At 66.5% G+C, this 19,051-nt stretch carries 28 protein-coding genes; all 28 read left to right on the top strand.

The genetic code is table 11. The features are described from left to right. Nucleotides 1–52 precede the first annotated feature (52 nt). Nucleotides 53–919, top strand: a complete 867-nt coding sequence (gene popN, locus ACTJJX_RS10195) for a SctW family type III secretion system gatekeeper subunit PopN (RefSeq protein WP_003087692.1) — start codon at nt 53–55, stop codon at nt 917–919. Then, the gene (gene pcr1 / locus ACTJJX_RS10190) at nt 900–1,178 is read left to right on the top strand and encodes an Acr1 family type III secretion system gatekeeper subunit Pcr1 (protein WP_003087693.1); all 279 of its coding nucleotides are present in this window, start codon (nt 900–902) and stop codon (nt 1,176–1,178) included. The genes popN and pcr1 overlap by 20 nt, the downstream gene beginning before the upstream one ends. Then, nucleotides 1,165–1,536 carry a type III secretion chaperone SycN gene (gene sycN / locus ACTJJX_RS10185; protein ID WP_003087694.1) on the top strand — a complete coding sequence of 124 codons (372 nt, stop codon included), beginning with the start codon at nt 1,165–1,167 and terminating at the stop codon, nt 1,534–1,536. The genes pcr1 and sycN overlap by 14 nt, the downstream gene beginning before the upstream one ends. Continuing rightward, a complete protein-coding gene (gene pscX / locus ACTJJX_RS10180) occupies nt 1,533–1,898 on the top strand; it encodes a type III secretion system protein PscX (protein WP_003100794.1) in 366 nt (121 codons plus the stop codon). The genes sycN and pscX overlap by 4 nt, the downstream gene beginning before the upstream one ends. Nucleotides 1,899–1,902: 4 nt before the next feature. Next, nucleotides 1,903–2,232, top strand: coding sequence for a type III secretion system chaperone PscY (pscY, locus tag ACTJJX_RS10175; RefSeq protein ID WP_003087695.1), 330 nt, complete (start codon nt 1,903–1,905; stop codon nt 2,230–2,232). Further along, nucleotides 2,229–4,349, top strand: coding sequence for a SctV family type III secretion system export apparatus subunit PcrD (pcrD, locus tag ACTJJX_RS10170; protein ID WP_003100792.1), 2,121 nt, complete (start codon nt 2,229–2,231; stop codon nt 4,347–4,349). The genes pscY and pcrD overlap by 4 nt, the downstream gene beginning before the upstream one ends. Next, nucleotides 4,346–4,780, top strand: coding sequence for an LcrR family type III secretion system chaperone PcrR (pcrR, locus tag ACTJJX_RS10165; protein WP_003100791.1), 435 nt, complete (start codon nt 4,346–4,348; stop codon nt 4,778–4,780). Before pcrD ends, pcrR begins: the two co-directional genes overlap by 4 nt. 27 nt (nt 4,781–4,807) lie before the next feature. After that, nucleotides 4,808–5,104, top strand: coding sequence for an LcrG family type III secretion system chaperone PcrG (pcrG, locus tag ACTJJX_RS10160; RefSeq protein WP_016253572.1), 297 nt, complete (start codon nt 4,808–4,810; stop codon nt 5,102–5,104). A 9-nt stretch (nt 5,105–5,113) separates the two neighbouring features. Continuing rightward, nucleotides 5,114–5,998, top strand: coding sequence for a type III secretion system needle tip protein PcrV (pcrV, locus tag ACTJJX_RS10155; RefSeq protein ID WP_003100789.1), 885 nt, complete (start codon nt 5,114–5,116; stop codon nt 5,996–5,998). An 8-nt stretch (nt 5,999–6,006) separates the two neighbouring features. Then, complete coding sequence (gene pcrH / locus ACTJJX_RS10150; RefSeq protein ID WP_003087708.1) at nt 6,007–6,513, top strand: SycD/LcrH family type III secretion system chaperone PcrH; 507 nt, start codon at nt 6,007–6,009, stop codon at nt 6,511–6,513. Next, nucleotides 6,494–7,666 (top strand): type III secretion system translocon subunit PopB, encoded by a 1,173-nt coding sequence (popB, locus tag ACTJJX_RS10145; RefSeq protein WP_004342870.1) that lies wholly within the window; start codon nt 6,494–6,496, stop codon nt 7,664–7,666. The genes pcrH and popB overlap by 20 nt, the downstream gene beginning before the upstream one ends. 11 nt (nt 7,667–7,677) lie before the next feature. Then, entirely contained in the window at nt 7,678–8,565 is an 888-nt protein-coding gene (popD, locus tag ACTJJX_RS10140; protein WP_003113550.1) for a type III secretion system translocon subunit PopD, read from the top strand. A 125-nt stretch (nt 8,566–8,690) separates the two neighbouring features. Then, nucleotides 8,691–9,128 (top strand): type III secretion system regulatory chaperone ExsC, encoded by a 438-nt coding sequence (gene exsC, locus ACTJJX_RS10135; protein WP_003100769.1) that lies wholly within the window; start codon nt 8,691–8,693, stop codon nt 9,126–9,128. 8 nt (nt 9,129–9,136) lie between these two features. After that, nucleotides 9,137–9,382 carry a T3SS regulon translocated regulator ExsE gene (gene exsE, locus ACTJJX_RS10130; protein WP_003100766.1) on the top strand — a complete coding sequence of 82 codons (246 nt, stop codon included), beginning with the start codon at nt 9,137–9,139 and terminating at the stop codon, nt 9,380–9,382. Nucleotides 9,383–9,390: 8 nt separating this feature from the next. Then, entirely contained in the window at nt 9,391–9,804 is a 414-nt protein-coding gene (gene exsB, locus ACTJJX_RS10125; protein WP_016253569.1) for a YscW family type III secretion system pilotin ExsB, read from the top strand. Nucleotides 9,805–10,101: 297 nt separating this feature from the next. Continuing rightward, nucleotides 10,102–10,938, top strand: coding sequence for a T3SS regulon transcriptional activator ExsA (gene exsA, locus ACTJJX_RS10120; protein WP_003120334.1), 837 nt, complete (start codon nt 10,102–10,104; stop codon nt 10,936–10,938). 97 nt (nt 10,939–11,035) lie between these two features. Continuing rightward, nucleotides 11,036–11,866, top strand: coding sequence for a T3SS regulon anti-activator ExsD (gene exsD / locus ACTJJX_RS10115; protein WP_003124833.1), 831 nt, complete (start codon nt 11,036–11,038; stop codon nt 11,864–11,866). Nucleotides 11,867–11,899: 33 nt separating this feature from the next. After that, a complete protein-coding gene (pscB, locus tag ACTJJX_RS10110; RefSeq protein WP_003100754.1) occupies nt 11,900–12,322 on the top strand; it encodes a YscB family type III secretion system chaperone PscB in 423 nt (140 codons plus the stop codon). Next, nucleotides 12,322–14,124: a SctC family type III secretion system outer membrane ring subunit PscC gene (gene pscC / locus ACTJJX_RS10105; RefSeq protein WP_003109511.1), complete on the top strand. Its 1,803-nt coding sequence runs from the start codon at nt 12,322–12,324 to the stop codon at nt 14,122–14,124. The genes pscB and pscC overlap by 1 nt, the downstream gene beginning before the upstream one ends. Nucleotide 14,125: 1 nt before the next feature. Further along, nucleotides 14,126–15,424 carry a SctD family type III secretion system inner membrane ring subunit PscD gene (pscD, locus tag ACTJJX_RS10100; protein ID WP_003100752.1) on the top strand — a complete coding sequence of 433 codons (1,299 nt, stop codon included), beginning with the start codon at nt 14,126–14,128 and terminating at the stop codon, nt 15,422–15,424. Then, nucleotides 15,387–15,590 (top strand): YscE family type III secretion system co-chaperone PscE, encoded by a 204-nt coding sequence (gene pscE, locus ACTJJX_RS10095; protein ID WP_003100751.1) that lies wholly within the window; start codon nt 15,387–15,389, stop codon nt 15,588–15,590. The genes pscD and pscE overlap by 38 nt, the downstream gene beginning before the upstream one ends. Nucleotides 15,591–15,592: 2 nt before the next feature. Next, nucleotides 15,593–15,850 carry a type III secretion system needle filament protein PscF gene (gene pscF / locus ACTJJX_RS10090; protein WP_003087729.1) on the top strand — a complete coding sequence of 86 codons (258 nt, stop codon included), beginning with the start codon at nt 15,593–15,595 and terminating at the stop codon, nt 15,848–15,850. 2 nt (nt 15,851–15,852) lie between these two features. Beyond that, nucleotides 15,853–16,200 (top strand): YscG family type III secretion system chaperone PscG, encoded by a 348-nt coding sequence (gene pscG / locus ACTJJX_RS10085; protein ID WP_003100735.1) that lies wholly within the window; start codon nt 15,853–15,855, stop codon nt 16,198–16,200. Beyond that, the gene (gene pscH / locus ACTJJX_RS10080) at nt 16,197–16,628 is read left to right on the top strand and encodes a YopR family T3SS polymerization control protein PscH (RefSeq protein WP_003122856.1); all 432 of its coding nucleotides are present in this window, start codon (nt 16,197–16,199) and stop codon (nt 16,626–16,628) included. Before pscG ends, pscH begins: the two co-directional genes overlap by 4 nt. Beyond that, entirely contained in the window at nt 16,628–16,966 is a 339-nt protein-coding gene (gene pscI, locus ACTJJX_RS10075) for a SctI family type III secretion system inner rod subunit PscI (protein ID WP_016851759.1), read from the top strand. The genes pscH and pscI overlap by 1 nt, the downstream gene beginning before the upstream one ends. Next, nucleotides 16,963–17,709, top strand: coding sequence for a SctJ family type III secretion inner membrane ring lipoprotein Psc (gene pscJ / locus ACTJJX_RS10070; protein ID WP_016851758.1), 747 nt, complete (start codon nt 16,963–16,965; stop codon nt 17,707–17,709). The genes pscI and pscJ overlap by 4 nt, the downstream gene beginning before the upstream one ends. A gap of 8 nt (nt 17,710–17,717) precedes the next feature. Further along, nucleotides 17,718–18,338 (top strand): SctK family type III secretion system sorting platform protein PscK, encoded by a 621-nt coding sequence (gene pscK / locus ACTJJX_RS10065; RefSeq protein WP_003100720.1) that lies wholly within the window; start codon nt 17,718–17,720, stop codon nt 18,336–18,338. Further along, a complete protein-coding gene (gene pscL / locus ACTJJX_RS10060; protein ID WP_003120328.1) occupies nt 18,317–18,961 on the top strand; it encodes a SctL family type III secretion system stator protein PscL in 645 nt (214 codons plus the stop codon). The genes pscK and pscL overlap by 22 nt, the downstream gene beginning before the upstream one ends. Nucleotides 18,962–19,051: the final 90 nt, after the last annotated feature.

Raw genomic sequence — 19,051 nt, 5'->3', positions numbered from 1 at the left:
CGGGCCGGTTCCTATACTGCGCCGCCTTTGCAGACCAGGAGCCACAGCCACGATGGACATCCTCCAGAGTTCCTCCGCCGCGCCCCTCGCGCCGCGGGAAGCGGCCAACGCCCCCGCGCAGCAGGCCGGCGGCAGCTTCCAGGGCGAGCGCGTCCACTACGTCTCCGTTTCGCAGTCGCTGGCCGATGCCGCGGAAGAGCTGACCTTCGCCTTTTCCGAGCGCGCCGAGAAATCCCTGGCCAAGCGCCGCCTGAGCGACGCCCATGCGCGCCTGAGCGAAGTCCAGGCCATGCTGCAGGAGTACTGGAAGCGCATTCCGGACCTGGAAAGCCAGCAGAAGCTCGAGGCGCTGATCGCCCACCTGGGCAGCGGTCAACTGAGCAGCCTGGCGCAGCTCAGCGCTTACCTGGAGGGCTTCTCCAGCGAGATCAGCCAGCGCTTCCTGGCGCTGTCGCGGGCGCGCGACGTCCTGGCCGGGCGGCCGGAGGCGCGGGCGATGCTGGCGCTGGTCGACCAGGCGTTGCTGCGGATGGCCGACGAGCAGGGCCTGGAGATCGAACTCGGCCTGCGCATCGAGCCGCTGGCCGCCGAGGCTTCCGCCGCCGGTGTCGGCGATATCCAGGCGCTGCGCGATACCTACCGTGACGCAGTACTCGACTACCGAGGCCTGTCGGCGGCCTGGCAGGACATCCAGGCGCGCTTCGCCGCGACGCCGCTGGAGCGGGTCGTGGCCTTCCTGCAGAAAGCCCTGAGCGCCGACCTGGACAGTCAGTCGAGCCGGCTCGATCCGGTGAAGCTGGAGCGGGTCATGAGCGACATGCACAAGCTGCGCGTGCTCGGCGGCCTGGCGGAGCAGGTGGGGGCGCTCTGGCAGGTGCTGGTGACGGGGGAGCGGGGCCATGGCATACGGGCCTTCTGAATTGACCGGCGCAGTCATCGCCTTGCTCGAGAAGCGCTGGGTCGGCGTCGCCGAGGTGCAGGCGTTGCTCGAGCCGTTGCCGCTGGCCGACGTCGCCCGGCAGATCCATTTCTTCCGCGAACTGAAGCGTCTCTACCGCCTGTTGCCGGTCGAAGTGTTCGGCGACGACGAGCAGCGCCAGAATCTTTTGAATGCCTGCCAGATGGCACTCGACCTGGCGATCGAGCGCGAAGAGGAGCAGCAGCATGGACTGGGTTGAGCTGGCCGTCGCGCAGTTCTGCCAGGACCTGCGGGTGAGCGTACCGGCGCCGTTGGCGCGCGTGGTGCAACTGGATTTCGAGGACAGCGGCACCTTGCAGCTGGAACGCCATGGCGAACAGTTGTCGCTCTGGCTGGCCTGTGACCTGGCCTGGCACCAGGCCTATCGCGGCACCCTGCGGGCGTTGCGCCTGTGCCATGCGCGCGCGGCCGGGAGCCTGCCGCTGCGTTGCGCCTGGAGCGGCGAATCGCGCCTGCTGCTGTGCATCACCCTGGAAGCCCGGCAGGTCGGCATCCCGACGTTGCACCAGGCCTTGCAGGCGCTGCGCTCGGCGCGCAGCGAAGTGCTCGCCGCATGAGCCGGGTCGGTGCCTGGCACATCGGCATCGAACGACTCGACCTGGCGCATGCCGAGCCGTTCGCGCCGCCCCTGCCGGAGCGCCATCTGCTGGCGCCCGACGGCCGGCCGGTGGAGACCCACGTCGCCAGCCTGTATCCCGCGCAGCAGGCGCAACAGCGCCTGTTCGACTACGCCCGGCCCCAGCTGGAGTTCCACGGCCTGCTGCGCCCCGGCGACTTCCGCCAGGCGCTGCGCGATCTCCGCCTGGCCCTCACGCTGCCCCGCCAGCCGGCCCTGCAGGCCGCGGCCTGCCTGCTCGGCGAGCGCGATGAAGACGAGCGACTGCTGCAAATGGCCCTGAACCTGTTGCACAAGGTATGAATCGATGACGTTGAAACCGACGCAACAGCGCCTGTTGCTGATGCTGGGCTGGTTGCACCTGCAATGCGGCCAGCCGCGACGCGCCCAGGTGTTGCTGGAGGCCTTGCTGAGCGTTGCGCCGGAGCGCCGCGACGGGCGCCGCGCCTTGCTCCTGGCGTTGCTCCAGCAAGGCCTCGGCGAGCCCGCCGTGCGCCTGTGCCGGCAGTTGCAGGAGGATGGCGAGGAGGAGCCCGGTCTGTGGCTTTGCCTGAGCCGTGCCGAACAGCTCGCCGGGCGTCTCGACGCGGCGCGTGCCGCGCACGCCCGGGCGCTGGAGCTGGAGGCGCGGGAATGAACGACCTGAGCGGGCTTCTCGGCCGGGTCGGCGAGCGCAAGGACATCCTGCTGGTGGTGTTGCTGCTGGCGGTGGTGTTCATGATGGTGCTGCCGCTGCCACCGCTGCTGCTGGACATCCTCATCGCCGTCAACATCACCATCTCCGTGGTCCTGCTGATGATGTCGGTGTACATCGGCTCGCCGTTGCAGTTCTCGGTGTTCCCGGCGGTGTTGCTGATCACCACGCTGTTCCGCCTGGCGCTGTCGGTGAGCACCACTCGGATGATCCTGCTGCAGGCCGACGCGGGGCAGATCGTCAACACCTTCGGCAGCTTCGTGGTCGGCGGCAACCTGGTGGTGGGCATCATCATCTTCCTGATCATCACCATCGTGCAGTTCCTGGTGATCACCAAGGGTGCCGAGCGGGTCGCCGAGGTCAGCGCGCGCTTTTCCCTGGATGCCATGCCAGGCAAGCAGATGAGCATCGACGGCGACATGCGTGCCGGCGTGATCGATGTCAACGAGGCGCGGGCGCGGCGCGCGGTGATCGAAAAGGAAAGCCAGATGTTCGGCTCCATGGACGGCGCGATGAAGTTCGTCAAGGGCGACGCCATCGCCGGGCTGATCATTATCGTCGTCAACATCCTCGGCGGCATCGCCATCGGCGTCACGCAGAAGGGCCTGAGCACCGCCGACGCGCTGCAACTGTATGCGGTGCTGACCGTCGGCGATGGCATGGTCTCGCAGGTGCCGGCGTTGCTGATCGCCATCACCGCCGGGATCATCGTCACCCGGGTGTCTTCCGACGAATCGGCGGACCTCGGCAGCGACATCGGCGAACAGGTGGTGGCGCAGCCCAAGGCGCTGCTGATCGGCGGCCTGTTGCTGGTGCTGTTCGGCCTGATTCCCGGTTTCCCGACCCTGACCTTCCTGGCTCTCGCGCTGCTGGTTGGCGGCGGCGGCTACTTCATGCTCTGGCGCCAGCGGGCCCAGGCCAGCGCCGGTTCCCGCGACCTGCCGGCGCTGCTCGCGCAGGGCGCCGGAGCGCCATCGGCCAAGGCGCGTGGCAAGGCTGGCGGCGGCAAGCCGAAGGCCGGGCGTCTCGCCGAGCAGGAAGAATTCGCCCTCACCGTGCCGTTGCTGATCGACGTCGATGCCAGCCTCCAGGAACGTCTCGAGGCGATGTCGCTGAACGAGGAGCTGGTGCGGGTACGACGCGCGCTGTACCTGGATTTCGGCGTGCCGTTCCCGGGTATCCACTTGCGCTTCAATGAAGCGATGGGCGATGGCGAATACCTGGTGCAGCTACAGGAGGTCCCGGTCGCGCGCGGATGCCTGCGGCCGGGCTGGTTGCTGGTGCGCGAACGCGCCGCGCAGCTGGAACTGCTCGCGGTCCCCCACGAGCCGGCGGAGCTGCAGGTGCCGGGAGAAGAGGCGAGCTGGGTGGAGCAGGCGCATCAGGATCGCCTGGAGCGTTCCGGCTGTGCCTGCCTGGGCCTGGAGCAGGTGCTCACCTGGCACCTGTCCCATGTGCTGCGGGAGTACGCCGAGGATTTCATCGGCATCCAGGAGACGCGCTACCTGCTGGAGCAGATGGAGCAGGGTTACGGCGAGCTGGTGAAGGAGGCGCAGCGGATCGTTCCCCTGCAGCGGATGACCGAGATTCTCCAGCGCCTGGTCGGCGAGGACATCTCGATCCGCAACATGCGGGCGATCCTCGAGGCGATGGTGGAGTGGGGGCAGAAGGAGAAGGACGTGGTGCAGCTCACCGAGTACATCCGCAGCAGCCTCAAGCGCTACATCTGCTACAAGTACTCCAGCGGCAACAATATCCTTCCCGCCTATCTGCTGGACCAGGCGGTGGAGGAGCAGATCCGCGGTGGCATCCGCCAGACCAGCGCCGGCAGCTACCTGGCCCTCGACCCGGCGATAACCCAGGCCTTCCTCGAGCGCGTGCGGCAGACCGTCGGCGATCTCGCGCAGATGCAGAACCGGCCGGTGCTGATCGTTTCCATGGATATCCGCCGCTACGTGCGCAAGTTGGTGGAGAGCGACTATGCCGGGCTGCCGGTGCTGTCCTACCAGGAGCTGACCCAGCAGATCAACATCCAGCCGCTTGGCAGGATCGTGTTGTGAGCGCCGATCCGCTGATTCCCTGGTTTCTCGCCCGCGGCCTGGCGGTGCGTCCGCATTGCCTGCGCGACACCTCGATCGCGCTCGGCTGGCAGGTCCTGGCCCATGGCTGCGAACTGGCCTGGCGCTGCGACGGCGAGCGGGTCTGGATCGTGATGTTGCGTCGGCGGCAGGCGCGCAGCGGATTGGCCAATCCATTCGCCGCGCTGTACCTGCTGGCGGAGGCCACGCTCGATACGCTGGGACCGCGCCAGCGTCTCTACGGCAAGGTCCTGGCGCTGGCCGGCAGCCCACTGCCTGGCGAGCGCATGGCGCGCTTCTATCGCCGCTGGACCGGCGCCGCCGAGCCCGCCGACGGCTGGTTCGAGCTGGAGGCCGGGCGGGTGGTGACGCAGCGAAGCCTGCGAAAACGACAAAAACCCGACCGTGCCTGACAGGCTCCGGCAACGTCGATCCCTACCATGGGCGACATGAACGAATACACCGAAGACACCCTGCGGGCGACCGTCCAGGCCGCCGAACTGGCGATTCGCGACAGCGAGGAACGCGGCCGCCTGCTGGCGGAAATGTGGCAAGGCCTGGGGTTTGCCGCGGACGCCGGCGAGCTGCTGTTCCAGGCGCCGGAGCGAGAGCTGGCGCGAGCCGCCGAAGAGGAGCTGCTGGCCGAACTGCGGCGCATGCGCAGTTCCCAGCCGACGCAGGGCGAGCAGGGTACCCGGCCGCGGCGTCCGACGCCGATGCGTGGCTTGTTGATCTGAGGAATCACGATGGAAGTCAGAAACCTTAATGCCGCTCGCGAGCTGTTCCTGGACGAGCTCCTGGCCGCGTCGGCGGCGCCTGCCAGTGCCGAGCAGGAGGAACTGCTGGCCCTGTTGCGCAGCGAGCGGATCGTGCTGGCCCACGCCGGCCAGCCGCTGAGCGAGGCGCAAGTGCTCAAGGCGCTCGCCTGGTTGCTCGCGGCCAATCCGTCCGCGCCTCCGGGGCAGGGCCTCGAGGTACTCCGCGAAGTCCTGCAGGCACGTCGGCAGCCCGGTGCGCAGTGGGATCTGCGCGAGTTCCTGGTGTCGGCCTATTTCAGCCTGCACGGGCGTCTCGACGAGGATGTCATCGGTGTCTACAAGGATGTCCTGCAGACCCAGGACGGCAAGCGCAAGGCGCTGCTCGACGAGCTCAAGGCGCTGACCGCGGAGTTGAAGGTCTACAGCGTGATCCAGTCGCAGATCAACGCCGCGCTGTCGGCCAAGCAGGGCATCAGGATCGACGCTGGCGGTATCGATCTGGTCGACCCCACGCTATATGGCTATGCCGTCGGCGATCCCAGGTGGAAGGACAGCCCCGAGTATGCGCTGCTGAGCAATCTGGATACCTTCAGCGGCAAGCTGTCGATCAAGGATTTTCTCAGCGGCTCGCCGAAGCAGAGCGGGGAGCTCAAGGGCCTCAGCGATGAGTACCCCTTCGAGAAGGACAACAACCCGGTCGGCAATTTCGCCACCACGGTGAGCGACCGCTCGCGTCCGCTGAACGACAAGGTCAACGAGAAGACCACCCTGCTCAACGACACCAGCTCCCGCTACAACTCGGCGGTCGAGGCGCTCAACCGCTTCATCCAGAAATACGACAGCGTCCTGCGCGACATTCTCAGCGCGATCTAGAGGTATCCATGAACCAGCAAGCGACCCCTTCCGACACCGACCAGCAACAGGCGCTGGAGGCCTTCCTGCGCGACGGCGGCACCCTGGCGATGCTTCGCGGACTCAGCGAGGACACCCTGGAGCAGCTCTATGCGCTGGGCTTCAACCAGTACCAGGCGGGCAAGTGGGACGACGCGCAGAAGATCTTCCAGGCACTGTGCATGCTCGACCACTACGACGCCCGCTACTTTCTCGGTCTGGGCGCCTGCCGCCAGTCCCTCGGTCTCTATGAGCAGGCCCTGCAGAGCTACAGCTACGGCGCGCTGATGGACATCAACGAGCCGCGCTTTCCCTTCCATGCCGCCGAGTGCCACCTGCAACTGGGTGATCTCGACGGAGCCGAGAGTGGCTTCTACTCGGCCCGGGCCCTGGCCGCGGCACAGCCGGCGCACGAGGCCCTGGCCGCGCGTGCCGGCGCCATGTTGGAAGCCGTAACCGCGAGAAAGGATCGAACATATGAATCCGATAACGCTTGAACGCGCCGGACTGCCCTACGGGGTGGCCGACGCCGGGGATATCCCGGCGCTCGGCAGGCCGGTCGCGAGGGATGTCGAGAGTCTGCGGGTGGAGCGCCTGGCGGCGCCGGCCGCGGCTTCCGCGAGCGGCACGGGGGTGGCGCTGACGCCGCCGTCCGCAGCCAGCCAGCAGCGCCTGGAGGTCGCCAATCGTGCGGAGATCGCCAGCCTGGTGCAAGCAGTGGGCGAGGATGTCGGACTGGCGCGGCAGGTTGTGCTGGCCGGCGCTTCGACGCTGTTGTCCGCCGGCCTGATGTCGCCGCAGGCGTTCGAGATCGAGCTGGCGAAAATCACCGGCGAAGTCGAGAACCAGCAGAAGAAACTCAAGCTGACCGAAATCGAGCAGGCGCGAAAGCAGAACCTGCAGAAAATGGAGGACAACCAGCAGAAGATCAGGGAATCGGAAGAAGCCGCGAAAGAAGCCCAGAAGTCCGGTCTGGCAGCCAAAATCTTTGGTTGGATCAGTGCAATAGCTTCGATCATCGTCGGCGCAATCATGGTGGCAACCGGCGTCGGCGCGGCCGCGGGTGCACTGATGATCGCGGGCGGTGTCATGGGAGTGGTCTCCCAGTCGGTACAGCAGGCAGCCGCGGACGGATTGATCAGCAAGGAAGTGATGGAAAAGCTCGGCCCGGCACTGATGGGTATCGAGATCGCCGTCGCGCTGCTGGCGGCGGTGGTCAGCTTCGGCGGCTCAGCGGTCGGCGGGCTGGCCAGACTGGGCGCGAAGATCGGCGGCAAGGCGGCCGAGATGACCGCCAGCCTGGCGAGCAAGGTCGCCGACCTGGGCGGCAAGTTCGGCAGTTTGGCCGGCCAATCGCTGTCGCACTCGCTGAAACTCGGCGTGCAGGTTTCCGACCTGACCCTGGACGTCGCCAACGGCGCGGCCCAGGCCACTCATTCGGGATTCCAGGCGAAGGCCGCGAACCGCCAGGCCGACGTGCAGGAATCGCGTGCCGACCTGACCACCCTGCAGGGCGTGATCGAGCGCCTGAAGGAAGAGCTGAGCCGCATGCTGGAAGCATTCCAGGAAATCATGGAGCGGATCTTCGCCATGCTCCAGGCCAAGGGTGAAACCCTGCACAACCTGTCCAGCCGACCGGCAGCGATCTGAGGAGACGTCACATGATCGACACGCAATATTCCCTGGCGGCTACCCAGGCCGCGATCCCCTCCGAGCCGATCGCTCCCGGCGCCGCCGGGCGTTCCGTCGGCACGCCGCAAGCGGCTGCGGACCTGCCGCAGGTGCCGGCCGCGCGGGCCGACCGGGTCGAACTGAACGCTCCGCGCCAGGTGCTCGACCCGGTGCGCATGGAAGCGGCCGGCAGCGAGCTGGACAGCAGCGTCGAGCTTCTGCTGATTCTCTTCCGCATCGCGCAGAAAGCGCGCGAGCTGGGCGTGCTCCAGCGCGACAACGAGAACCAGTCGATCATCCACGCGCAGAAGGCGCAGGTGGACGAGATGCGCAGCGGCGCCACGCTGATGATCGCCATGGCGGTGATCGCTGGCGTCGGCGCATTGGCCTCGGCGGTGGTCGGCAGCCTCGGCGCGTTGAAGAACGGCAAGGCCATCAGTCAGGAGAAGACCCTGCAGAAGAACATCGATGGGCGCAACGAACTGATCGACGCGAAGATGCAGGCGCTTGGCAAGACCTCCGACGAGGATCGCAAGATCGTCGGCAAGGTCTGGGCGGCGGACCAGGTGCAGGACAGTGTGGCGTTGCGTGCGGCGGGCCGTGCCTTCGAGAGCCGCAACGGCGCCCTGCAGGTGGCCAACACGGTGATCCAGTCCTTCGTCCAGATGGCCAACGCCTCGGTCCAGGTGCGCCAGGGCGAATCGCAGGCGAGCGCCCGGGAAGGAGAGGTCAACGCCACCATCGGGCAGAGCCAGAAGCAGAAGGTCGAGGACCAGATGAGCTTCGATGCCGGCTTCATGAAGGACGTCCTGCAGCTCATCCAGCAGTACACCCAGAGCCATAACCAGGCCTGGCGTGCGGCGGCCGGAGTGGTCTGAGCCGTCTCCGCGCGGGAGGAAAAGGCCACAGCGATGTGGCTTTTTTCTTAAAAGAAAAGTCTCTCAGTGACAAAAGCGATGCATAGCCCGGTGCTAGCATGCGCTGAGCTTTAGGAGGCGCCCCCATGGATTTAACGAGCAAGGTCAACCGACTGCTTGCCGAGTTCGCAGGCCGTATCGGTTTGCCTTCCCTGTCCCTCGACGAGGAGGGCATGGCGAGCCTCCTGTTCGACGAACAGGTGGGCGTCACCCTGTTGCTGCTCGCCGAGCGCGAGCGTCTGTTGCTGGAGGCCGATGTGGCGGGCATCGATGTGCTGGGCGAGGGGATCTTTCGCCAGCTCGCCAGCTTCAACCGCCATTGGCACCGTTTCGATCTGCATTTCGGCTTCGACGAGCTGACCGGCAAGGTCCAGTTGTATGCGCAGATTCTCGCAGCGCAACTGACCCTCGAATGCTTCGAGGCGACCTTGGCCAACCTGCTCGATCACGCCGAGTTCTGGCAGCGCCTGCTGCCGTGCGACAGTGATCGCGAGGCGGTCGCTGCGGTCGGCATGAGGGTTTGAGCGGCCCCATGAAAATCGAATCGATTTCGCCGGTGCAGCCGTCCCAAGACGCTGGAGCTGAGGCGGTGGGACATTTCGAGGGGCGTTCGGTGACCCGCGCGGCCGTTCGCGGCGAGGACCGTTCCAGCGTGGCCGGGCTGGCGCGCTGGCTGGCGCGCAACGTGGCTGGCGATCCGCGTAGTGAGCAGGCCTTGCAGCGTCTCGCCGACGGTGACGGCACGCCGCTGGAGGCGCGCACGGTCCGGCGCAGGTGAGGTGCTGGATGCTGTTGCCGCTGGCGTTGCTGCTCGGCGGTTGCGTCAGCCAGCCCGCGCCGATGTCGCCGAAGGTGACGGTGGGTGGTTCGGTGGGCGGCGTTTCCCTGCAGGCGCGCCAGGCGCAACTCAGGCTGCGCCTGTATGCCGTCGTTCAGGGAAGGATGCAAACGATTGCCGAGCGGCGCTACTGGGTGTCCGGGTTGCCGTTGCGCTATGCCTTCGATCTGGAGGTCGACAGGTTGGAGGGCGAGGCATTGTACCTGCGTACCGAGCTTTCCTGGGTGGGCGTCGCGGCGGTCCAGGCGAGTGCCTGGCAACAGGTGGCGGCGGGCGTCGATGAGCGGGTCCGGCTGGTTCGGCGCGACTGTTTTCCGAATTGTACGGCCGCTCGCCCGGAAGAAAGATCTGGCAACGATTGATACATTGCCTGCTGTTTCGGAAAGTGCGTATGGAGATTAAAGAAGTGCAAGTCTCGTTCGTTTTCAGGGAAGGCCTCGAATAATAAAACTGGTACTTTTGTTCCGCTTCTAAAGAAGGCTGGATTAATTGGCGGAAGCCGACTCGCTCTGCGAATCAGCGCACGTCGGATAATCCTGATTATTATAAAATCGACTCCGTGCTCATGGCTTTGAAAATCAATAAAACGGAGCGTATTCATGCCTCTCCGCTCGGCGGGGCATTCAAGGTACGACGGGAAGTGTTGGGGTTCTTATAATATGCAAGGAGCCAAATCTCTTGGCCGAAAGCAGATAACGTCTTGTCATTGGAACATTCCAACTTTCGAATACAGGGTAAACAAGGAAGAGGGCGTATATGTTCTGCTCGAGGGCGAACTGACCGTCCAGGACATCGATTCCACTTTTTGCCTGGCGCCTGGCGAGTTGCTTTTCGTCCGCCGCGGAAGCTATGTCGTAAGTACCAAGGGAAAGGACAGCCGAATACTCTGGATTCCATTATCTGCCCAGTTTCTACAAGGCTTCGTCCAGCGCTTCGGCGCGCTGTTGAGTGAAGTCGAGCGTTGCGACGAGCCCGTGCCGGGCATCATCGCGTTCGCTGCCACGCCTCTGCTGGCCGGTTGCGTCAAGGGGTTGAAGGAATTGCTTGTGCATGAGCATCCGCCGATGCTCGCCTGCCTGAAGATCGAGGAGTTGCTGATGCTCTTCGCGTTCAGTCCGCAGGGGCCGCTGCTGATGTCGGTCCTGCGGCAACTGAGCAACCGGCATGTCGAGCGTCTGCAGCTATTCATGGAGAAGCACTACCTCAACGAGTGGAAGCTGTCCGACTTCTCCCGCGAGTTCGGCATGGGGCTGACCACCTTCAAGGAGCTGTTCGGCAGTGTCTACGGGGTTTCGCCGCGCGCCTGGATCAGCGAGCGGAGAATCCTCTATGCCCATCAGTTGCTGCTCAACAGCGACATGAGCATCGTCGACATCGCCATGGAGGCGGGCTTTTCCAGCCAGTCCTATTTCACCCAGAGCTATCGCCGCCGTTTCGGCTGCACACCGAGCCGCTCGCGGCAGGGGAAGGACGAATGCCGGGCTAAAAATAACTGACGTTTTTTGAAAGCCCGGTAGCGGCTGCATGAGTAGAATCGGCCCAAATTGCAGGCTCTGACGAGCGCGCAATGTAGTGAGGAAGCCAAGGCAGAGAATGGAGCAGGAAGACGATAAGCAGTACTCCCGAGAAGCGGTGTTCGCCGGCAGGCGGGTATCCGTGGTGGGCTCGGACGCCCGCTCGCGGGGTCGGGTGCCGGGTTACGCATCGAGCAGTTTGTATCGTGAGTCCGGAATCATCAGTGCGCGGCAACTGGCGTTGCTGCAGCGGATGCTGCCGCGCCTGCGGCTGGAGCAACTGTTCCGCTGCGAATGGTTGCAGCAGCGCCTGGCGCGCGGCCTGGCACTGGGGCGCGAAGAGGTGCGGCAGATTCTCCTCTGCGCGGCGCAGGACGACGACGGCTGGTGCGCCGAACTGGGCGACCGGGTCAACCTCGCCGTGCCGCAGTCGATGATCGATTGGGTCCTGCTGCCGGTCTATGGCTGGTGGGAAAGCCTGCTCGACCAGGCGATCCCCGGCTGGCGCCTGTCGCTGGTGGAGCTGGAGACCCAGTCCCGGCAACTGCGAGTCAAGTCCGAATTCTGGTCCCGTGTGGCCGAGCTGGAGCCGGAGCAGGCCCGCGAGGAACTGGCCAGGGTCGCCAAGTGCCAGGCGCGCACCCAGGAACAGGTGGCCGAACTGGCCGGCAAGCTGGAGACGGCTTCGGCACTGGCGAAGAGCGCCTGGCCGAACTGGCAGCGGGGCATGGCGACGCTGCTCGCCAGCGGCGGGCTGGCCGGCTTCGAGCCGATCCCCGAGGTCCTCGAATGCCTCTGGCAACCTCTCTGCCGGCTGGACGACGACGTCGGCGCGGCGGACGCCGTCCAGGCCTGGCTGCACGAACGCAACCTGTGCCAGGCACAGGATCACTTCTACTGGCAGAGCTGAGCGGCCGGCGAAAGCCGGCCCTACCGAGGAATCATGGATCATCTGTTGAGCGGATTGGCCACTCGCCTGGGCCAAGGGCCCTTTGTTGCCGATCGGACGGGTTCGTACCACCTGCGCATCGACGGACAGAGCGTCCTGTTGCTGCGCCAGGGCGACGACCTGCTGCTGGAAAGCCCGCTGGAGCACGCCCCCCTGGACCCGCAGCGCGACCAGCTGGGGTTGCTGCGGGCGCTGTTGTCGCGGGTCGCCAGTTGGAGCCGGCGCTATCCCCAGGCCATCGTCCTGGACGCGGACGGGCGCCTGCTGTTGCAGGCGCGGCTGGGCCTCGACGGCCTCGATCCCGAGCGACTCGAACGGGCCCTGGCCGCCCAGGTGGGGCTGCTCGAGGCGCTGGCGCCGGAGCTGGAGCCGCTGCCCCGCGGGTTGCCGCCGCAGGCTCCGGTGTGGCGTCCCTGATGCGCCGCCTGCTGATCGGCGGACTGCTGGCGCTGCTGCCTGGCGCGGTCTTGCGCGCGCAGCCGCTGGACTGGCCCAGCCTGCCTTACGACTATGTGGCGCAGGGCGAAAGCCTGCGCGACGTGCTGGCCAACTTCGGCGCCAACTACGATGCCTCGGTGATCGTCAGCGACAAGGTCAACGACCAGGTCAGCGGTCGCTTCGACCTGGAAAGCCCGCAGGCCTTCCTGCAGTTGATGGCCTCCCTCTACAACCTCGGCTGGTACTACGACGGCACCGTGCTGTACGTATTCAAGACCACCGAGATGCAATCGCGGCTGGTGAGGCTGGAGCAGGTCGGCGAGGCCGAGCTGAAGCGCGCGCTGACCGCCGCCGGCATCTGGGAGCCGCGCTTCGGCTGGCGTGCCGACCCTTCCGGGCGGCTGGTGCACGTGTCCGGTCCGGGGCGCTATCTCGAACTGGTCGAGCAGACCGCCCAGGTTCTGGAGCAGCAATACACCCTGCGCAGCGAAAAGACCGGCGACCTCAGCGTGGAGATCTTCCCGCTGCGCTATGCGGTCGCCGAGGACCGCAAGATCGAGTACCGCGACGACGAGATCGAGGCGCCGGGCATCGCCAGCATCCTCTCGCGGGTGCTCAGCGATGCCAACGTGGTTGCGGTGGGCGACGAGCCGGGCAAGCTGCGCCCGGGACCGCAATCGAGCCATGCGGTGGTCCAGGCGGAACCGTCGCTGAATGCGGTGGTGGTGCGCGACCACAAGGACCGGTTGCCCATGTATCGCCGCCTGATCGAAGCCCTCGACCGGCCCTCGGCGCGGATCGAGGTCGGCTTGTCGATCATCGACATCAATGCCGAGAACCTCGCCCAGCTGGGCGTCGACTGGAGCGCCGGGATTCGCCTGGGCAACAACAAGTCGATCCAGATCCGCACCACCGGCCAGGATAGCGAGGAGGGCGGCGGCGCCGGTAACGGGGCGGTCGGCAGCCTGGTGGACAGTCGCGGGCTGGATTTCCTGCTGGCCAAGGTCACCCTGTTGCAGAGCCAGGGACAGGCGCAGATCGGATCCCGGCCGACCCTGCTGACCCAGGAGAATACCCAGGCGGTGCTCGACCAGAGCGAAACCTACTATGTGCGGGTCACGGGCGAGCGGGTGGCCGAGCTGAAGGCGATCACCTACGGCACCATGCTGAAAATGACGCCGCGAGTGGTGACTCTCGGCGATACGCCGGAGATCAGCCTCAGCCTGCACATCGAGGACGGCAGCCAGAAACCCAATAGCGCCGGCCTGGACAAGATCCCCACGATCAACCGCACGGTGATCGATACCATCGCCCGCGTGGGCCATGGCCAGAGCCTGCTGATCGGCGGCATCTACCGCGACGAACTGAGCCAGAGCCAGCGCAAGGTACCCTGGCTCGGCGACATTCCCTATCTCGGCGCGCTGTTCCGCACTACCGCGGACACCGTGCGCCGCTCGGTGCGGCTGTTCCTCATCGAGCCGCGGCTGATCGACGATGGCGTCGGCCATTACCTGGCGCTGAACAACCGTCGCGACCTGCGCGGCGGCCTGCTTGAAATCGACGAGTTGTCGAACCAGAGCCTGTCGTTGCGCAAGCTGCTCGGTAGCGCCCGCTGCCAGGCGCTGGCGCCGGCCAGGGCCGAACAGGAGCGCTTGCGCCAGGCCGGCCAGGGTTCGTTCCTCACGCCCTGCCGGATGGGTGCGCAGGAGGGCTGGCGGGTGACCGACGGCGCCTGTCCCAAGGACGGCGCCTGGTGCGTCGGCGCGGAGCGCGGGAATTAGCATGGCCTGGAAGATCCGCTTCTACAGCGGGCTGAACCAGGGCGCCGAAGTCTCGCTCGGAGAGGGCCGGGTGGCGCTTGGCAGCGATCCGTTGCAGGCCGACCTGGTGTTGCTCGACGAGGGCATCGCGGCAGTCCACCTGGTGCTCGAGGTCGATGCCCAGGGCGTGCGCCTGCTGGAATGGGCGGAGGGCTGCGAGCCTCGCCAGGACGGCCAGGCGCAAGTCGCCGGAGCGATCCTGCAGGCGCTTGCCGGGCAGACCTGCGGCCCGCTGCGCTGGGCATTCTGCGACCCGCAGCGGAGTTTTCCCGAGCGTTTCCCCGAAGCCGAGGTGCAGACCGCGCCAGTGCGCCGCAAGTCGTCCGCCCGTGCCGGCGGGGCCTGGCTGCTCGGCGTCAGCCTGGCGCTGGCGCTGTGTCTGCTGGGCATGCTCGTCGAACCCTGGTCGGCCCGCCAGCACGGCATGGCCGGCGAGGAGCCCCTGGCGAAGGTGCGCGCCTACCTGCGCGAGCAGGGCATGAGCGAGGTGGATGTGCAGCGCCAGGGCGACAGTCTCCTGCTCGGCGGCTACCTGGAGGACAACGCCCGGCGCCTGGCGCTACAGCGCTACCTCGATGGCAGCGGCGTGGACTACCGACTGGAAGCACGGAGCATGGAAGACATTCGCCAGGGCGTGGATTTCATCCTGCAGAAATTCGGCTATCGGCAGATCCTCAGCAGCAACGCGGACAAGCCTGGCTGGGTCCGGCTCAACGGCGAACTGGCGGAACAGGACGAACGCTGGGCGCGGATCGACGCATTGCTGGAGTCCGAGGTGCCGGGCCTGCTCGGGGTGGAAAACCAGGTCCGGGTGGCCGGCTCGCACCTGCGCCGCCTCGAGCGCCTGCTGGCGGACGCCGGCCTCGACCGGCAACTGAGTTTCCGCGAGCGCGGCGAACGCATCGAGTTGAGCGGCACGCTCGACGAGGTCCAGCTCAGCGCCTTCTACCGCCTGCAGCGCGAGTTCCAGCAGGAATTCGGCAACCGCCCGAGCCTGGAGCTGCTCAGTCGCGGCAAGCGCGCCAGCGGCGACGAACTGGAGTTCACGATTCGCTCGGTGTCGCTGGGGCGGGTGCCCTATGTAGTGCTCGGCGACGGCCAGAAATACCCGGTGGGCGCCTCGACATCCCGCGGTGTGCGAATCCTCGCCATCGAGCCGGAGTCGATCCTGGTGGCCCGCGGCAAGCAGCGTTTCATCATCAATCTCAAAGGGGAGGTGCTCCATGATGACAGCCTTGGAAACGCGACTGTCGGTCGCTGACGGCACGCATGCCGCAGCGCTCCGGCAGCGTCTGCAGGCGGCGCTGGCGGAGTGTCGCCGGGAACTGGCCAGAGGCGCCGGCCCGGAGCGTTTCCAGTTCCTGCAACAGCAGGCCCGGGCCCTCGAAGGCGGTCTCGGCATTCTTTCGCAGCTCACAGAGGACTAAGCATGGCGCAGATATTCAACCCCAACCCGGGGAATACCCTCGATACCGTGGCCAATGCCCTGAAGGAGCAGGCCAACGCAGCGAACAAGGACGTCAACGACGCGATCAAGGCCTTGCAGGGGACCGACAATGCCGATAACCCGGCGCTGCTGGCCGAGCTGCAACACAAGATCAACAAGTGGTCGGTCATCTACAACATCAACTCGACGGTGACCCGTGCGCTGCGCGACCTGATGCAAGGCATCCTGCAGAAGATCTGAACATGGACACTTCACTGATACGCGAATTGGCGGAACTGGCGCTGGCCGGCAGCGGGCAGCACTGCCACGAAGAGGCGCTGTGCATCGCCGAGTGGCTGGAGCGCCTCGGACAGGACGAAGCGGCGCGGCTGATCCGGATTTCCAGCCTGGCCAACCAGGGGCGCTATCAGGAAGCCCTGGCCTTCGCCCATGGCAATCCCTGGCCGGCGCTGGAGCCCTGGTTCGCCTTGTGCGAGTGGCACCTGGGGCTGGGCGCCGCGCTGGACCGCAGGCTGGCCGGGCTGGGCGGCAGCAGCGATCCTGCCCTGGCCGACTTCGCCGCCGGCATGCGCGCCCAGGTGCGGACATGAGCCGCATCGACACGCCGCCGGGATTCGCCGTCTATCCGTCGGCCAGTCCAAAGGCGGCGAACCTGCCGGCTGTCGATCAGGTGCTGGCTTTCGAGCAGGCCCTCGGCGGCGAGCCGCCGGCGGCCGGACGCCGCCTGGCCGGGTTGGAGAACGGCGCTCTCAGCGAGCGCCTGCTGCAGCGCTTTGCCCAGCCGCTGCAAGGGTTGGAGGCGGACCGCCTGGAGCTGAAGGCGATGCTCCGTGCGGAACTGCCGCTGGGGCGCCAGCAGCAAACCTTTCTCCTCCAGTTGCTCGGTGCAGTCGAGCATGCGCCGGGCGGCGAATACCTGGCGCAACTGGCGCGTCGCGAATTGCAGGTGCTGATCCCGCTCAACGGCATGCTCGACAACCTCGTGCGCAACAGCCACAAACTCGACCTGGAGTCATGATGGATATCTCTCGGATGGGCGCCCAGGCGCAGATCACCAGTCTCGAAGAACTCTCCGGCGGCCCGGCCGGCGCGGCCCACGTCGCCGAGTTCGAACGGGCGATGGGCGGTGCCGGCAGCCTGGGCGGCGACCTGCTCAGCGAACTGGGGCAGATCAGGGAGCGTTTCAGCCAGGCCAAGCAGGAGTTGCAGGTGGAGCTGTCGACGCCCGGCGACGATCCCAACAGCCTGATGCAGATGCAGTGGTCGCTGATTCGCATCACCATGCAGGAAGAGCTGATCGCCAAGACCGTCGGGCGCATGAGCCAGAACGTCGAAACCCTGATGAAGACCCAATGAGGCGAACGGTGAAAGGTCTGTCGTGCATGGCGCTCCTGGCACTGGTCCTGGCGTTGGGCGGGTGCAAGGTCGAACTCTATACCGGGATCAGCCAGAAGGAAGGTAACGAGATGCTGGCGCTGTTGCGTTCGGAGGGCGTTTCCGCGGACAAGCAGGCGGACAAGGATGGCACCGTGCGCCTGCTGGTGGAGGAATCGGATATCGCCGAGGCGGTGGAGGTGCTCAAGCGCAAGGGCTATCCGCGGGAGAACTTCTCCACGCTGAAGGATGTGTTTCCCAAGGACGGGCTGATTTCCTCGCCCATCGAAGAGCGCGCGCGGCTCAACTACGCCAAGGCCCAGGAGATTTCCCATACCCTTTCCGAGATCGATGGCGTGCTGGTGGCTCGGGTCCATGTGGTGCTGCCAGAGGAGCGCGACGGACTGGGCAGGAAGTCCTCGCCGGCATCGGCCTCGGTGTTCATCAAGCACGCCGCCGACGTGCAACTGGATGCCTACGTGCCGCAGATCAAGCAACTGGTGAACAACGGCATCGAAGGACTCAGCTACGACCGCATCAGCGTGGTGCTGGTGCCGTCGGCCGGGGTCCGCCAGGTCCCGCTGGCGCCACGCTTCGAGAGTGTCTTCTCGATCCAGGTGGCGGAGCACTCGCGCGGACGCCTGCTCGGCCTGTTCGGCCTGCTGCTGGCGTTGCTGCTGGCGAGCAACCTGGCGCAGTTCTTCTGGCACCGGCAACGGGGCTGAGCGGCGCGATGCCATTGACGGCCTACCAGTTGCGCTTCTGCCCGGCCCGCTACATCCACGAGTCGCACCTACCCGCGGTATTGCTGCGGTTGCTGCCGGCGCTGCCGGACTGGCGGCGACAGAGCGTTCTCAACGCCTGGCTGCTGGAGCAACTGGAATTGGACTGCGCGTTCCGCATGCCCGCGCAACTGGGCGGGCTGGCCCTTTACCCGCAGGCGGCGCTGGAACGGACCCTGGGCTGGCTCGGCGCGCTGTTGCACGGCCAGGCCTTGCGGCAGGTGCTGGACGGTGCGCGGGTACGGCGCATCCGCGCGCAGATCGGCGAACAGGGCCAGCGTTTCTGCCTGGAGCAGCTCGACCTGCTCATCGGTCGCTGGCCGCCCGGCTGGCAGCGGGCCTTGCCGGAAAACCCGGAAGAAGGCTATTTCCGGCGCTGCGGCCTGGCTTTCTGGCTGGCCGCCTGTAGCGATGCCGACTGCGGTTTCTCGCGGCGCCTGCGCCTGCGCCTGGAGGCCATGCCGGCCCCGGCGGACTGGACCTTCGACGAACAACGGCGATCCCTGGCGCGGACCCTGTGCCTGAAGGTCGCCCGACAAGCGAGCGATGAATGCTTCCATTTGTTGAACTAGACGCCAGTCGCGTACGGCTGGCCCCCGGGCAGGCCCTGTTGCGCGCCCGCGACTACCAGGACTACCTCAGCGCCAACCGCCTGGTGGAAGCGGCCCGCGAGCGTGCCGCCGAAATCGAGCGCGAGGCCCACGAGGTTTACCAGGAGCAGAAGCGCCTGGGCTGGGAGGCCGGACTGGAGGAGGCGCGTCTGCGCCAGGCCGGGCTGATCCAGGAAACGCTACTGCGCTGCAATCGCTACTACCGGCAGGTCGATCGCCAGCTTGGCGAGGTGGTGCTGCAGGCGGTGCGCAAGGTGTTGCGCCACTACGACGCTGTCGAGCTGACCCTGGCGGCCACGCGCGAGGCACTGGCATTGGTGAGCAACCAGAAGCAGGTGATCCTGCACGTCCAGCCGGAACAACTGGCCGCGGTGCGCGAGCAGGTCGCCCGGGTGCTCAAGGATTTCCCCGAGGTGGGCTACCTGGAAGTGGTCGGCGATGCCCGGTTGGACCAGGGCGGTTGCATCCTGGAAACCGAGATCGGGATCATCGACGCTTCGCTCGACAGCCAGTTGGCGGCGTTGCAGGCCGCATTGACGGAGAGCGTGGCGCGGAGCGGCGAGGAGGAAGGGGACGCCGGTTGAGGGAACCAGGCGCCGCCCCCGGCCCGGGCGTTGGCTCCGGGCCGAGGGCTGAGACGCTGCCGTTCGCCCGCGGCGGCGACGCTGGCGGTG

Origin of the sequence: Pseudomonas sp. 22490, from assembly GCF_052044465.1 — a bacterium.
In the GTDB taxonomy this organism is placed as follows: domain Bacteria; phylum Pseudomonadota; class Gammaproteobacteria; order Pseudomonadales; family Pseudomonadaceae; genus Pseudomonas; species Pseudomonas aeruginosa.
This window is presented reverse-complemented; position numbering and strand designations above follow the sequence as displayed.

Coding starts and splice junctions, on each gene's coding strand:
- pcrG (WP_016253572.1), top strand. CDS start 4,808: ATGGGCGACATGAACGAATACACCGAAGACACCCTGCGGGCGACCGTC.
- pscB (WP_003100754.1), top strand. CDS start 11,900: ATGGATCATCTGTTGAGCGGATTGGCCACTCGCCTGGGCCAAGGGCCC.
- sycN (WP_003087694.1), top strand. CDS start 1,165: ATGGACTGGGTTGAGCTGGCCGTCGCGCAGTTCTGCCAGGACCTGCGG.
- pscH (WP_003122856.1), top strand. CDS start 16,197: ATGAGCCGCATCGACACGCCGCCGGGATTCGCCGTCTATCCGTCGGCC.
- pscJ (WP_016851758.1), top strand. CDS start 16,963: ATGAGGCGAACGGTGAAAGGTCTGTCGTGCATGGCGCTCCTGGCACTG.
- exsA (WP_003120334.1), top strand. CDS start 10,102: ATGCAAGGAGCCAAATCTCTTGGCCGAAAGCAGATAACGTCTTGTCAT.
- exsD (WP_003124833.1), top strand. CDS start 11,036: ATGGAGCAGGAAGACGATAAGCAGTACTCCCGAGAAGCGGTGTTCGCC.
- exsC (WP_003100769.1), top strand. CDS start 8,691: ATGGATTTAACGAGCAAGGTCAACCGACTGCTTGCCGAGTTCGCAGGC.
- pcrH (WP_003087708.1), top strand. CDS start 6,007: ATGAACCAGCAAGCGACCCCTTCCGACACCGACCAGCAACAGGCGCTG.
- exsE (WP_003100766.1), top strand. CDS start 9,137: ATGAAAATCGAATCGATTTCGCCGGTGCAGCCGTCCCAAGACGCTGGA.
- pcr1 (WP_003087693.1), top strand. CDS start 900: ATGGCATACGGGCCTTCTGAATTGACCGGCGCAGTCATCGCCTTGCTC.
- popB (WP_004342870.1), top strand. CDS start 6,494: ATGAATCCGATAACGCTTGAACGCGCCGGACTGCCCTACGGGGTGGCC.
- pcrD (WP_003100792.1), top strand. CDS start 2,229: ATGAACGACCTGAGCGGGCTTCTCGGCCGGGTCGGCGAGCGCAAGGAC.
- pscY (WP_003087695.1), top strand. CDS start 1,903: ATGACGTTGAAACCGACGCAACAGCGCCTGTTGCTGATGCTGGGCTGG.
- pcrV (WP_003100789.1), top strand. CDS start 5,114: ATGGAAGTCAGAAACCTTAATGCCGCTCGCGAGCTGTTCCTGGACGAG.
- popN (WP_003087692.1), top strand. CDS start 53: ATGGACATCCTCCAGAGTTCCTCCGCCGCGCCCCTCGCGCCGCGGGAA.
- pscC (WP_003109511.1), top strand. CDS start 12,322: ATGCGCCGCCTGCTGATCGGCGGACTGCTGGCGCTGCTGCCTGGCGCG.
- pscI (WP_016851759.1), top strand. CDS start 16,628: ATGGATATCTCTCGGATGGGCGCCCAGGCGCAGATCACCAGTCTCGAA.
- pscE (WP_003100751.1), top strand. CDS start 15,387: ATGATGACAGCCTTGGAAACGCGACTGTCGGTCGCTGACGGCACGCAT.
- pscK (WP_003100720.1), top strand. CDS start 17,718: ATGCCATTGACGGCCTACCAGTTGCGCTTCTGCCCGGCCCGCTACATC.
- pscF (WP_003087729.1), top strand. CDS start 15,593: ATGGCGCAGATATTCAACCCCAACCCGGGGAATACCCTCGATACCGTG.
- pscG (WP_003100735.1), top strand. CDS start 15,853: ATGGACACTTCACTGATACGCGAATTGGCGGAACTGGCGCTGGCCGGC.
- pscL (WP_003120328.1), top strand. CDS start 18,317: ATGCTTCCATTTGTTGAACTAGACGCCAGTCGCGTACGGCTGGCCCCC.
- popD (WP_003113550.1), top strand. CDS start 7,678: ATGATCGACACGCAATATTCCCTGGCGGCTACCCAGGCCGCGATCCCC.
- pscD (WP_003100752.1), top strand. CDS start 14,126: ATGGCCTGGAAGATCCGCTTCTACAGCGGGCTGAACCAGGGCGCCGAA.
- exsB (WP_016253569.1), top strand. CDS start 9,391: ATGCTGTTGCCGCTGGCGTTGCTGCTCGGCGGTTGCGTCAGCCAGCCC.
- pscX (WP_003100794.1), top strand. CDS start 1,533: ATGAGCCGGGTCGGTGCCTGGCACATCGGCATCGAACGACTCGACCTG.